We start from the raw sequence: 11,931 nt of genomic DNA, 5'->3' as shown, positions 1-11,931 counted from the left end.
GATATGCCAATCTCGTGCCAACCTAGCCGGAACCTGATTTCCGGGGGGTAAACGGCATGGTTGAGTGAAAACAAGGTTAGCAATTGCTTAGCAAGCGCGGGGCGCTTGAGCGGGACTTCAGGCGGCTTCGGAAATGTCCCGGTCGAGGATCGACAGATTGCGGCCGCGATGCTTGGCCTCGTACAGCCGCCGGTCGGCGGCGCGCATTAGCTCCGACACGTTGACGTCTTCGCCGCAGGTGGTGCCGCCGATGCTGACGGTCAGCGGAACCGTTCGTTCGTCGACCGGACGGAAGCGGATCAGTTCGACTTCGCGGCGGATGCGCTCGGCGACACGCTTGGCTTCCTGTTCGGTGGCGCCGACCAGGAAGGCGCCGAATTCCTCACCGCCGATGCGGCCGAGCACGTCGCCGCTGCGCACGCCGCGCTCGATGGCGCTGGCGATCAAAAGCAGCGCGTCATCGCCAGTCAGGTGGCCGAAACTGTCGTTGATCGCCTTGAAATGGTCGGCATCGATGATCAGCAGCGCGCCGCGGTCGGACTTGCGCCGGGAGCTGTCGAGTGCGGCAAAAAAGCTCTCGCGATTGAGCATGCCGGTCATGTCATCGCGGCTCGCCTTTTCCGACAGCCGCCGATGGGCGGCGGCGAGCTGGGCGTGGGCGCGGGCGAGTTCGCGATGCGCGCTTTTCAACCTGTCGCTCTGCCAGAAGGTGCTGGCGGTGGCGAGCCAGGCGAGGGCCAGCGGACAGACCGTCGAGCTCAGCCAGATGGTGCGGCTGACCGGGAATCCCATCGCGGGAACGATGATCAGCGTCAACAGAAGCGAGGCTGCAACGGAAGCGAAAGCGACGGCGGCGGACTTTAGAAATATGCGGTTCATCGCTGGCTCCCACTAAACCGTCTCTGTGCCAGCAAGCCCTGAAGGTCACCTTTCGGCGATGGCTAAAATTTGAATCTTGCCGCAACTTTCGTCACGTTCGACGCGTATAAGTTGTGGATAAATCCCCCTGTCAGGGAAATCGTTTCGTGCCATAAGACGGGTATGACCACGCTCCCTGATCCCGCCCGCTTCGCCCACGTCACCGACTGGGTGTTCGACCTCGACAACACACTCTATCCGCATCACTCGAACCTGTTTTCGCAAATCGACGTCAAGATGACCGCCTATATCGGCGAGCTGCTGACGCTGCCGCGCGACGAGGCGCGCAAGCTGCAGAAGGAGCTCTATCAGGAATACGGAACGACGCTGAACGGGCTGATGACGCGCCATGGCATCGACCCCGACGATTTTCTCGAGAAGGTCCACGACATCGATTATTCATGGCTGGTGCCCGACCCGGTGCTCGGCACCGCGATCCGCCAGCTTCCCGGCCGCAAGTTCATCTTCACCAATGGCGACCGTCGGCATGCCGAACGCACCGCGCGCCAGCTCGGCATACTCGACCATTTCGATGACATCTTCGACATCGTCGCCGCCGGGCTGAACCCCAAGCCGGCGCGCCAGACCTACGAGAAGTTTGCCGAACTGCACGCCGTCACCGGTCACAATGCGGTGATGTTCGAGGATCTGGCCCGCAATCTGGCGGTGCCGAAATCGCTCGGCATGACCACGGTGCTCATCGTGCCGCGCAATTTCGAGCCGACCTTCGCGGAAATCTGGGAACGCGATCCGGCCAATGAGGACGATGTGGATTTCGTCACCGACGACCTCGCGACGTTTCTCACGGCGATTGTGGAGGGGGTAGAGCAATTGAAGACCTGAGGAACTGGGGAACTGACCCCGAACGCAGAGACCGCAATGCCCCTTCATTCTTCAATTCCCCATTTCCCCACCCTACTCCCCTAATTTGTAGAAGCGCCTGATGATCCCCCAGGCTTCGTCGGCGGTGTCGACGAAATCGATGATGTCCTGGTCGCCGGGCGTGATCGTGCCTTGCTCGGCGAGGAAATCGAGATCGATCGCCCGCTTCCAGAACGACTTGCCAAACAGGATCACCGGAACGCGCTCCATGCGGCCGGTCTGGATCAGGGTCAGCGTCTCGAAAAATTCGTCCATCGTGCCGAAGCCGCCCGGAAACACTGCGACGGCCTTGGCGCGCATGACGAAATGCATCTTGCGGATGGCGAAATAGTGGAAGTTGAAACACAGCTCCGGCGTCACATAGGCGTTCGGCGCCTGCTCGTGCGGCAGCACGATGTTGAGGCCGATCGACGGGGCGCCGACATCATCGGCGCCACGGTTTCCGGCCTCCATGACGCCCGGCCCGCCGCCCGTCACCACGACGAATTCGCGGTAGTAGGAGGCAGCCGACTGCTGCGAGCAGAGGCGGGCGAATTTGCGCGCCTCCTCGTAATATTTGCTGTTTTCCTCGAGGTTCTTCTTCTGCGTTTCGTTCTTGGCCGCCCAGGCTTCACCGCCTGGTTCTGGAATGCGCGCGCCGCCGAACAGGATCACCGTCGAGCGGATGCCGCGCTCGGCCAGGATCATCTCCGGCTTCAGGAGTTCGAGCTGCAGCCGCACCGCGCGCAATTCGCGCCGCGTCATGAAATCAGGGTCGTTCCAGGCCAGACGATAGGTTTCGGCGCGCGTCTGCGGCGTGTCCGGTACGCTTTTCGACCGCTCCAGATCCTCGTCCGAATGCGGCAACGGCGTCCATCCCGCCTTTTCCATAGGTGTCATATCAGTTTACCCGTCCAAATAATTCACTTGCGCCGTCCCGTGACGCAGCCGCGATTGACCCTCCCCATGCCTTCACATAAGCAGGTTCCGCAAAAGTGTCCTGCGGTTTTGCGACAAGAACCTGCTACATGCAAAGACCTGAGCAGACGAAGCATGCCCAGGGTCCGCGCGACTTTCAAAACAGGTTAAGGCGCTGCCCCTTAACAGCTTGGTAATGGAGCGAATTCATGTCGAAGCCCGATCTGGCGAGCCTCGAAAAGACCATCGAAAAGGCCTTCGAGGAGCGCGATACGATTTCGACCGCAACCCGCGGCGAGACGCGCGACGCCATCCAGTCGGCGCTCGACCTGCTCGACCAGGGTGCCGTGCGCGTCGCCGAGCGTCAGGCCGATGGCAAATGGCACGTCAACCAGTGGCTGAAGAAGGCCGTGCTTTTGTCCTTCCGGCTCAACCCGATGGAGATCATCAAGGGTGGTCCCGGCGAAGCCGTGTGGTGGGACAAGGTGCCGTCGAAGTTCGACGGCTGGAGCGCGGTCGATTTCGAGAAGGCTGGCTTCCGCGCCGTGCCGTCGTCGATCGTGCGCCGCTCCGCCTATGTCGCGCCGGGCGCCGTGCTGATGCCGTCCTTCGTCAATGTCGGCGCCTATGTCGATACCGGCACCATGGTCGACACCTGGGCCTCGGTCGGCTCTTGCGCCCAGATCGGCAAGAACGTGCATCTGTCGGGCGGCGTCGGTATTGGCGGCGTGCTGGAGCCGATGCAGGCCGGCCCGACCATCATCGAGGACAATTGCTTCATCGGCGCGCGCTCCGAAGTGGTCGAAGGCTGCATCGTGCGCGAAGGCTCGGTGCTCGGCATGGGCGTCTTCATCGGCCAGTCGACCAAGATCGTCGACCGCGCCACCGGTGAGGTCTTTTACGGCGAAGTGCCGCCGAATTCCGTCGTCGTCGCCGGCTCGATGCCGGGCAAGGCTTTCCCGAACGGCGAGCCGGGCCCGGGCCTCTATTGCGCCGTCATCGTCAAGCGGGTCGACGCCAAGACGCGGTCCAAGACCTCGATCAACGAATTGCTGCGCGATTGACCTTTTCCGACAATGCGAGCGTTCCCGATTGACCGATAGACCGCAACTTCCCTGGCTCTTCTTCAGCCTCTCGGGCCGCGTCAGCCCGAGCGCATACGTGCTTGCGGGTTTGCTGCTGCTGGTCGCGCAGTTTTTCCCGCTTTACCAGTTCGCCAGACTGGAGCCCGGCACTCAAAACAGTCAGATCTGGGCGGTTGTGTTCTGGTCCGTCCTGCTGATTTCGACCTGGTCGAGCTTCGCCGTGACCGCAAAGCGCTTCCATGATTTCGGCAAACCGACCTACTACGCGTTGATCTCGCTTGTCATCGGCCCCATTCTTCTCATCATCCTGTTTCAGGAGCGATCCTGGGCCCAATCGCTACGGCAAACGCACCAATGCACCTGGTGAACCCTGAGCGCCGATCGGACCTCTCGTCATGCGCTACCGCACGCTTGATCCGAAACTGATCATCGACACCGCCGAGCGGCTGGAAAGCCGCGTCGCCGAGCGTTTTCCCGATGCCGGCCTGCGCGGCGTCGCCGCCGAACTGGTGTCGCTGTCGCGCGATCTGACCAAGGCGGCCAAGGCGCTCGAAGCGCCGATCTGGTGGCTGCGCGGCCTCATCGTCGCGGCCGTGGTCGCCGGCGCCCTGATCTTCCTGTTCGTCGGCACCATCCTGCCGCTCATTCACATCTCGCAGGCCGACGATGCGGTGCAGTCGGTGCAAGGCATCGAAGCCACGATCAACATGATGATCCTGGCCGTGCTCGGCTTTCTGGCGTTGATCCGCACCGAGGAGCGCATCAAGCGCAAGCAGGTGTTTCGCCAGCTGCACGGCCTGCGCTCGCTGATCCATGTCATCGACATGCATCAGCTGACCAAGGATCCGGCGGCGCTTTCGGCCAGTTTCAAGCCGACGTCGCAGTCCCCGGCTCGCATCACCAACGCCGCCGATCTGGCGCGCTACCTCGACTATTGCTCGGAAATGCTGTCGATCACTGGCAAGATAGCGGCGCTGTTTGCGCAGTCGGTCAATGACGACGTGGTCATCGACGGCGTCAACGACATCGAGAACCTGGCGTCCAACCTGTCGCGCAAGATCTGGCAGAAGATCACGCTGATCGAGAACCATCCGGCCGCGCAACCTGCTCCGGCGTCAGGCCCGGCGAGCCAAGCTGCGCCGCCTCCGCCGCGCGCACCAAAGCGGTAACGCCGTTCAGCAGCGGCGCCGGCGTGCCCGCTTTTTCGGCAAGGCGCAGCGCCGCGCCCTGCAATTCGCCGATCTCGGTCGGCCGGCCGCGCTGCAGATCGTCCCACATCGACGAGCGCGCTTGCGGGTCGATGGCAAGCATGCGCCGCGCCAGCCGCCTGAACAGCCAGTCCGGCAGCCTCAGCACCTTTGGCAGCAGCGCGGGCCGCAGGCCGGCGATGCGCGCCGGCTTGATGCTCAGCGCCTTCATGGCCGCCAGCGCCTCGTCGATCTGACCGGCCAGGATCAGGCGCCAGCGGCGATCGGCGAGCTCCGTCGCCAGCGGCAGGCCGGAAAGTGCGGCAAGCGCGTTGTTCAGGTTCATCAGCAGCTTGCCCCACAGCACCGCCGTCATGTCGGCATGCGTTTCGACAGCGAGCCCCTCGACATCGAGGCGCTCGGCAAGGTCGGCCATGCCGCCCTCGACCATCACCTTGCCCTCGCTGGCGCGGTGCACGCGCAACGGCGACAGCCCGTCTGGGGACTGGACGACGTTGAACGGCACCATGCCGGCGAGCGCAAGCCGCTGGCCAAGCCCGGCCCGCAATATGCCGGCATTGTCGACGCCGTTCTGCAGGCTGACCACCACCGCGTCCGGACGGGCATGGGCGGCAATCAGTGCGGCCATCTCTTGCGTCGCGCCGCTCTTGACCGTCACCAGGATTATTTCGGCGTCGCGCAAGGCGGTCGCCGGATCGGCGGTCACCGAAATCGCGTCCGACTTGATCAGGCGATCGCGGCCATCAAGGTCGGTGATGCGCAATCCGCCTTGCCGCAAAGCCGCGTCGATGCGTGGCCGCGCCAGCAGAATCACCGGCCGGCCGGCGAGCGCCAGGCACCCGCCGACGTAGCAGCCGATGCTGCCGGCGCCGGCAATGGCGATTGCTTTGTCCGTATTGGCCATCCGATAATCCTGGTGTGGCCTGCAACTATACGACATGAAAACCATAATGTCGGCGGCATGGCCGGTCTTCATGTCTGGTCGTGACAGGCCTTTCGCTTTCGACTATCGCTTTGCCCATGATGCTGCCGACAGACCCCGCCGCAAACCTCGCCGCCCTCATCCGCTGCGCCTCCGTAACCCCCGCCGAGGGCGGTGCGCTGAGCGCGCTGGAAGATATGCTGAAGCCGCTCGGCTTTTCCGTCGAGCGGCCGGTGTTTTCCGAAGACGGCACGCCTGACATCGAGAACCTCTACGCGCGGCGCTCCGGCAACGGCCCGCATCTGATGTTTGCCGGCCACACCGATGTGGTGCCGGTCGGCGACGAAGCCTCCTGGACCCACCCGCCCTTTGCCGCCGAGATCGCCAAGGGCGAGATGTTCGGCCGCGGCGCCGTCGACATGAAGGGCGGCATCGCCTGTTTCATCGCCGCGGTGGCGCGCCATGTCGAGCAGAAGGGCGGCCCGAAGGGCTCGGTCTCGCTGCTGATCACCGGCGACGAGGAAGGGCCGGCCATCAACGGCACGACGAAGCTGCTCGATTGGGCGGCGGGCAAGGGCGAGAAATGGGATGCCGCGATCGTCGGCGAGCCGACCAATCCGGACGCGCTCGGCGACATGATCAAGATCGGCCGCCGCGGGTCGCTCTCCGGCAGCGTCACCGTCAACGGCCGCCAGGGCCACGTCGCCTATCCGCAGCTTGCCGACAATCCGGTGCGTGGGCTGATGAGCCTGGTCGATGCCTTGCTGCACCCGGTCTTCGACAAGGGGACAAAGGACTTCCAGCCGACCAATCTGGAGGTGACCTCGATAGATGTCGGCAATCCGGCGACCAATGTGATTGCGGCGAAGGCGACAGCCACCTTCAACATCCGTTTCAACGACACATGGACCGCAGAGACCGTCCAGGCGGAAATCCACAACCGCCTCGACCAGGCGTCCAGGCGCAAGAAATACCGGACGGCCAAGACGCCGGTCGACTATGAGCTCGTCTGGCGCGACCGGCCGAGCCATGTCTTCCTGACCCGCGACGACCGGCTGATCAAGACGCTCAGCCAATCGGTCAAGGCGACGATCGGCAGAAAACCGGGACTGTCGACCTCCGGCGGCACCTCCGACGCACGCTTCATCAAGGACTATTGTCCCGTGGTCGAGTTCGGGCTGGTCGGCAAGACCATGCACATGGTCGACGAACGTGTCGCGCTCGCCGACCTCGAGACGCTGACGCAGATCTACCTGCGCTTCATCGATGACTGGTTCGAGCGAGGCGTGGCGTAGATGCTTTCGGCGGACGAAACCTACACATCGCTGACCGGCGCCTGGCGGCTGATGCTCGGCAAGGCCGACGGATTGCGGCTGCTCGACCTGTCGGCGGACGGTTTCTGGAATTCCTTTTTCGCTCTCGTCGTGGCGGCGCCGGCGCTGATCGTCGGTTGGGTCGGCATTGCCAATGTGATCGCCGATCCCGAGGCCATAGCGGGTCGCTTCGGCATGCTCACCCGTCTTGCGACTGTTGAGATCGGCGGCTGGGTGCTGCCGCTTGTCGGGCTTGCCCTGATCGCACCGCGCGTCGGCATTGGCGGGCGATTCGTCCATTATGTCGTCGCCTACAATTGGGCGATGGCAATTGCTGCCTGGGTGTCGCTGCCGTCAGCGTTGCTCAGCCTCTTTGTGCCCTTCACCGATCAGTTCGTCCTGTTGACGATGCTGGCGCTGTTTGTGTTCTCGCAGGTGCTGATCTGGCGGATGACCAATGCGGTCATCGGCAGGGGCGCGGCAGTCGGCAGCGCCGTCTTTTTGGGCATGTTTGTCGCGTCGCAGCTTGTGTCTTACGCGCTTCAGGTGCTGCTCGGCATTTCCATGCCGGATGTGTCCGTCTCCGGATAATCGACACCGATAAGGAAAAGCCCATCGGGCGGTGCGACCTGGCCGCATGCCGCGCGGTCGTGCGCTTCGAGCGCGGCCTTGAGATCGGCAATCGTCCAGCCGCCTTCGCCGACGCGCTTCAGCGAGCCGACCATCGAGCGCACCTGATTGTGCAGGAACGAGCGCGCCGAGGCCCTGATTTCGATCACATCGTCGACCCGGCTGACATCCAGGCGGTCGAGCGTTCGAACCGGGCTGTCGGCCTGGCACTGGGTCGAACGGAAGGTGGTGAAATCATGCCGCCCGAGCAGCACTTTTGCCGCTTCGTGCATGGCAGCGGCGTCGAGGCGCTTCGGCACCCACCACACCTTGCCCTTGTCGAGCGCTGCCGGCGCGCGGCGATTGACGATGCGGTAGAGATAGTGACGGCCGATGGCCGAGAAACGCGCGTCGAAGCCATCCGGAACAGCGGCTGCCCTAAGGATGGCGATGCGGGCGCCGGCCATTTGCAGATGGGCGTTGAGGGCGTCGCGCACCTTGTCGTTCGGCCACGCCTTGACGAGGTCGACATGCGCCACCTGGCCGGTGGCGTGGACGCCGGCATCGGTGCGGCCGGCGCCGCGCAGCGAGACCTGCTCGCCGCAGAAGCTCTCGATGGCTTGCTCTATCGCCTGCTGCACCGAAGGCTGGTCGGCCTGGCGCTGCCAGCCGGCAAACAGGCTGCCGTCATATTCGACGTCGAGGCGAAAACGCGGCATCCCCTGCGGTTACTCTCGCCTAGGCGGCGAGAGCGGAACTGAAGGCCGAGGCGTAGACCAGCTTGCCGGTCTCGGGCGCCTCGCCCCAGGTCAATGCCTGCAGCGCTTCGCCCTGGTATTCGCTGTCGAACTTTTCGGCACGCGCATGGGTGTAGCCGAAGCGGCCATAGTAGGCGGGGTCGCCGAGCACGACGGCCAGGGTCTCGCCGGCGTCCTTGAGGCGGATGTGCGCCTCGCGGATCAGCGCGCCGCCAATGCCCGAGCCATGGAAGGACGGCTCGACCGCCAAGGGCGCCAGCGCCACGGCTGCAAATTGCTTGCCGCCGTTCTGGACGAACAGCCTGGAAAACAGGATGTGGCCGACCACTTGGCCGTCTTCTTCCGCCACCAGTTCGACGACGGCATCGCCGCCGGTGACCAGCGCGTCGACCAGCCCGGCCTCCGCCTGCTGGCCGAATGCATGTTCCTCGACGAGGCGGATCGCCTCGCGATCCCGCGGCATTGCCGCGCGTATCGACATCATGCTCATGAGAATTTCATTCCTTTTTCGAGCTTGGTTCCGCGCAGAAACTCCTGCACGGCAGCGGGCCTTCGGCCCGCGCGTTGAACTTCGACCAGCCTCACCGCGCCTGACCCGCAGGCGACCGTCAGCCGGTCATCGAGAATTCCTCCCGACACGCCCAAATCCTCGGAAAGCGACAGGCCATCCGAAAGCGTCGAGCGAAGCAGTTTCAGCCGTTCTGTGCGGCCACCAATTTCAGTTTCGCACCATGCGCCGGGAAAGGGCGACAGGCCGCGAATGTGATTGTGGACTTCGCCGGCAGGCCGCGTCCAGTCTACGCGCGTCTCCGATTTATCTATTTTTCGGGCGTAGGTCACCCCCGCAATCGCCTGTAGGGTAAATGTCAGACAATTTGTCGCCAACTGCGCGAGTGCTTCCACCATCAGCGAGGCGCCGATCGCCATCAGGCGGTCATGCAGGTCGCCGGCCGTCATATCGGGTTCGATGGCGCATTTTTCAACCATTGCCACCGGACCGGTGTCCAGACCTTCTTCCATTCGCATCACCATCATGCCGGTCTCAGTGTCGCCAGCCATGATGGCGCGCTGGATGGGGGCAGCACCGCGCCAGCGCGGCAACAGCGACGCGTGGCCGTTCAGGCAAGCGAGCCGTGGCGCCTCGAGAATAGCCTTGGGCAACAGCAATCCATAGGCGACGACGACGGCGACATCAGCCTGCAAGGCGCTAAAGGCCTGTTGCTCGGCCTCGCCTTTCAGCGATACCGGCGTCCGCGTCTCGATACCAAGCCGTTCCGCCTCGCGCTGCACCGGCGATGGCGTCAGCTCTAGCCCCCGCCTGCCGGCGGCGCGCGGCGGCTGTGTGTAAACGGCAACGATCTCGTGCCCGGCCTCGGCGATTGCCCGCAGCGTCGGCACGGAAAATTCAGGCGTGCCCATGAAGATGACGCGAAGGGGCATTTCCCGACCCCTATCCCACCAGCTTGCCTGGCACCTTGTCCCTGGCGAGCTTCTTGAACTTCTTCACCACCATGTCGCGCTTCAGCTTCGAGATGTGGTCGATGAACAGCACACCATTGAGGTGGTCGATCTCGTGCTGCAGGCAGGTCGCCATCAGCCCCTCGGCTTCGAGTTCCTGCGACTTGCCGTCGCGGTCGAGATATCTCACCCGCACGGCCGCCGGCCGCTCGACCTCGGCATAGTAGTCGGGGATCGACAGGCAGCCTTCCTCGTAGACCGAGCGCTGGTCGGCGCTTTCGAGGATTTCAGGATTGATGAAGACATGCGGCGCCGGCGTCTCGTCCTCCTTGGCAAGGTCGATCACCAGCATGCGCAGCGGTTCGCCGATCTGGATCGCCGCCAGGCCGATGCCGGGCGCGTCATACATAGTGTCCAGCATGTCGCCGGCCAGCTTGCGCAAAGCGCCGTCAACGCGCTCGACCGGCTTGGAGAGCTGGCGCAGGACGGGATCGGGAAGGATGATAAGTGGCTTGATCGACATGCGTTCTCACCTAAGACCTCGCGCGAAAAGCGTCAACCGGGGCGCTTGCGGTGTCGTTCACGTTTTGATCTGTGCCGATGGGCCGAATCATCTATGCTGCCCGAATGAATGATCTGACATCAATCCTTTCCGAGCCTGTTGCCCGGCTCGGTGCAACGACGATCACGCTCGGCCACGCGCTGGCGTTCGGCGCAGTGCTGTTTCTCGGCCTGTTCCTGGCGCTGGTCATAGCGCTGTGGCGGTCGGCCAGGGCGCGGACCATTGCCGCCGCGGAGGCAGCCGACCATGCCCGCGACGCCGAGGCGCGGATGGCCGGTATCCTGCAAAGCCAGGCCGAAATGCAGGGCCGCATGGGCGCCATCGCCGACGTGTTCGGCGCAAGACAGGCCGAACTCAACCAGTCGATCGGACAGCGCCTTGACGCCATGACCGGCCGCCTCGGCCAGACCATGACCGAGCAGACGAAATCGACGCATGATAGCCTGGCCAAGTTGCAGGAGCGGCTGGCGGTCATCGATACCGCGCAAGGCAACATCCAGTCGCTGGCCGGCCAGGTCGTGCAGCTGCAGGCGATCCTGTCCAACAAGCAGACGCGCGGCGCCTTCGGCCAGTCGCGCATGGAGGCGATCGTCGCCGACGGCCTGCCGATGGGCGCCTACGAGTTCCAAGCGACCTTGTCGAACGGCAGCCGGCCCGACTGCCTGGTGAAGATGCCGAACGGCGCGCCGTCGCTGGCCATCGACGCAAAATTTCCGCTGGAGGCCTGGAACGCCATCCGCGCTGCCGACGGCGCCGATTTGCAGAAGGTGGCCGCGCAAGCCTTCCGCCGCGACATCGAGATCCATGTCCGCGATATCTCGGAAAAATACCTGATCCAGGGCGAGACGCAGGACACCGCCTTCATGTTCGTGCCGTCGGAATCGGTGTTTGCCGAAATCCACGAGAATTTCGATGCGCTTATCCAGAAGGCGCACCGCGCCCGTGTCATCATCGTTTCGCCGTCGCTTTTGATGCTGTCGATCCAGGTCATCCAGGCGATCCTCAAGGACGCCCGCATGCGCGAGCAGGCGCATCTGATCCAGGGCGAGGTGATCCGGCTGATGGAGGATGTCGCACGCGTCGACGAGCGGGTGCGCCGGCTGCAGACGCATTTCGGCCAGTCGGCCAAGGACATTGACGACATTTTGGTGTCGACGTCGAAGGTGACCAAGCGCGGCCAGAAGATCGAGGCGCTGGAGTTTGGCGAAAGCGAAGTTGAGCCGCGCGGTGGACCGGCCAAGGCCGAGCCCGGGGTGCGGGTGGCGGATTCCAAGACCGGGCAGTTGAGGCTGCGGGTCGTCGAAGGCGACGACTGAGAA

The 11,931-nt window shown here is 63.9% G+C and carries 14 protein-coding genes; 7 read left to right on the top strand and 7 right to left on the bottom strand.

What is annotated here, in order from left to right:
* Positions 1–117: 117 nt before the first annotated feature.
* Entirely contained in the window at positions 118–879 is a 762-nt protein-coding gene (locus AC1DX6_RS01825) for a GGDEF domain-containing protein (protein WP_477310653.1), read from the bottom strand.
* Between the two features lie 162 nt (positions 880–1,041).
* Here AC1DX6_RS01825 and AC1DX6_RS01820 point away from each other — a divergent pair, with 162 nt between their 5' ends.
* Positions 1,042–1,761 (top strand): pyrimidine 5'-nucleotidase, encoded by a 720-nt coding sequence (locus tag AC1DX6_RS01820; protein ID WP_477310651.1) that lies wholly within the window; start codon positions 1,042–1,044, stop codon positions 1,759–1,761.
* A 72-nt stretch (positions 1,762–1,833) separates the two neighbouring features.
* On the opposite strand, the gene AC1DX6_RS01815 is transcribed toward AC1DX6_RS01820, so the two are convergent.
* The gene (locus AC1DX6_RS01815; protein ID WP_477310649.1) at positions 1,834–2,679 is read right to left on the bottom strand and encodes an LOG family protein; all 846 of its coding nucleotides are present in this window, start codon (positions 2,677–2,679) and stop codon (positions 1,834–1,836) included.
* 227 nt (positions 2,680–2,906) lie between these two features.
* On the opposite strand from AC1DX6_RS01815, the gene dapD reads away from it, so the two are divergent.
* Genes dapD through AC1DX6_RS01800 form a run of 3 tightly spaced genes read left to right on the top strand, consistent with a single transcriptional unit; the run spans position 2,907 to position 4,951 of the window.
* Positions 2,907–3,761, top strand: coding sequence for a 2,3,4,5-tetrahydropyridine-2,6-dicarboxylate N-succinyltransferase (dapD, locus tag AC1DX6_RS01810; RefSeq protein WP_477310647.1), 855 nt, complete (start codon positions 2,907–2,909; stop codon positions 3,759–3,761).
* A gap of 28 nt (positions 3,762–3,789) precedes the next feature.
* The gene (locus tag AC1DX6_RS01805; protein WP_477310645.1) at positions 3,790–4,149 is read left to right on the top strand and encodes a DUF805 domain-containing protein; all 360 of its coding nucleotides are present in this window, start codon (positions 3,790–3,792) and stop codon (positions 4,147–4,149) included.
* A gap of 28 nt (positions 4,150–4,177) precedes the next feature.
* Positions 4,178–4,951 (top strand): hypothetical protein, encoded by a 774-nt coding sequence (locus tag AC1DX6_RS01800; protein WP_477310643.1) that lies wholly within the window; start codon positions 4,178–4,180, stop codon positions 4,949–4,951.
* Here the strand turns inward: AC1DX6_RS01800 and AC1DX6_RS01795 are convergent.
* The gene (locus AC1DX6_RS01795; protein ID WP_477310641.1) at positions 4,854–5,894 is read right to left on the bottom strand and encodes a 2-dehydropantoate 2-reductase; all 1,041 of its coding nucleotides are present in this window, start codon (positions 5,892–5,894) and stop codon (positions 4,854–4,856) included. The genes AC1DX6_RS01800 and AC1DX6_RS01795 overlap by 98 nt on opposite strands.
* A 116-nt stretch (positions 5,895–6,010) precedes the next feature.
* On the opposite strand from AC1DX6_RS01795, the gene dapE reads away from it, so the two are divergent.
* Both dapE and AC1DX6_RS01785 read left to right on the top strand, forming a co-directional pair.
* The gene (gene dapE / locus AC1DX6_RS01790; RefSeq protein WP_477310639.1) at positions 6,011–7,207 is read left to right on the top strand and encodes a succinyl-diaminopimelate desuccinylase; all 1,197 of its coding nucleotides are present in this window, start codon (positions 6,011–6,013) and stop codon (positions 7,205–7,207) included.
* A complete protein-coding gene (locus AC1DX6_RS01785; protein ID WP_477310637.1) occupies positions 7,208–7,816 on the top strand; it encodes a transporter in 609 nt (202 codons plus the stop codon). It begins immediately after the preceding gene.
* Here the strand turns inward: AC1DX6_RS01785 and truA are convergent.
* The 4 genes from truA to def are packed head-to-tail and all read right to left on the bottom strand — an operon-like array spanning position 7,768 to position 10,573.
* Complete coding sequence (truA, locus tag AC1DX6_RS01780) at positions 7,768–8,553, bottom strand: tRNA pseudouridine(38-40) synthase TruA (RefSeq protein WP_477310635.1); 786 nt, start codon at positions 8,551–8,553, stop codon at positions 7,768–7,770. The genes AC1DX6_RS01785 and truA overlap by 49 nt on opposite strands.
* Before the next feature lie 19 nt (positions 8,554–8,572).
* A complete protein-coding gene (locus AC1DX6_RS01775) occupies positions 8,573–9,082 on the bottom strand; it encodes a GNAT family N-acetyltransferase (protein WP_477310633.1) in 510 nt (169 codons plus the stop codon).
* Positions 9,079–10,032: a methionyl-tRNA formyltransferase gene (gene fmt / locus AC1DX6_RS01770; RefSeq protein ID WP_477310631.1), complete on the bottom strand. Its 954-nt coding sequence runs from the start codon at positions 10,030–10,032 to the stop codon at positions 9,079–9,081. The genes AC1DX6_RS01775 and fmt overlap by 4 nt, the downstream gene beginning before the upstream one ends.
* A 10-nt stretch (positions 10,033–10,042) precedes the next feature.
* A complete protein-coding gene (gene def / locus AC1DX6_RS01765; RefSeq protein WP_477310629.1) occupies positions 10,043–10,573 on the bottom strand; it encodes a peptide deformylase in 531 nt (176 codons plus the stop codon).
* A gap of 104 nt (positions 10,574–10,677) precedes the next feature.
* On the opposite strand from def, the gene AC1DX6_RS01760 reads away from it, so the two are divergent.
* Positions 10,678–11,928, top strand: a complete 1,251-nt coding sequence (locus AC1DX6_RS01760) for a DNA recombination protein RmuC (RefSeq protein ID WP_477310627.1) — start codon at positions 10,678–10,680, stop codon at positions 11,926–11,928.
* Positions 11,929–11,931: the final 3 nt, after the last annotated feature.

It is taken from the genome of Mesorhizobium sp. P2_C4, from assembly GCF_056404575.1.
This window is presented reverse-complemented; position numbering and strand designations above follow the sequence as displayed.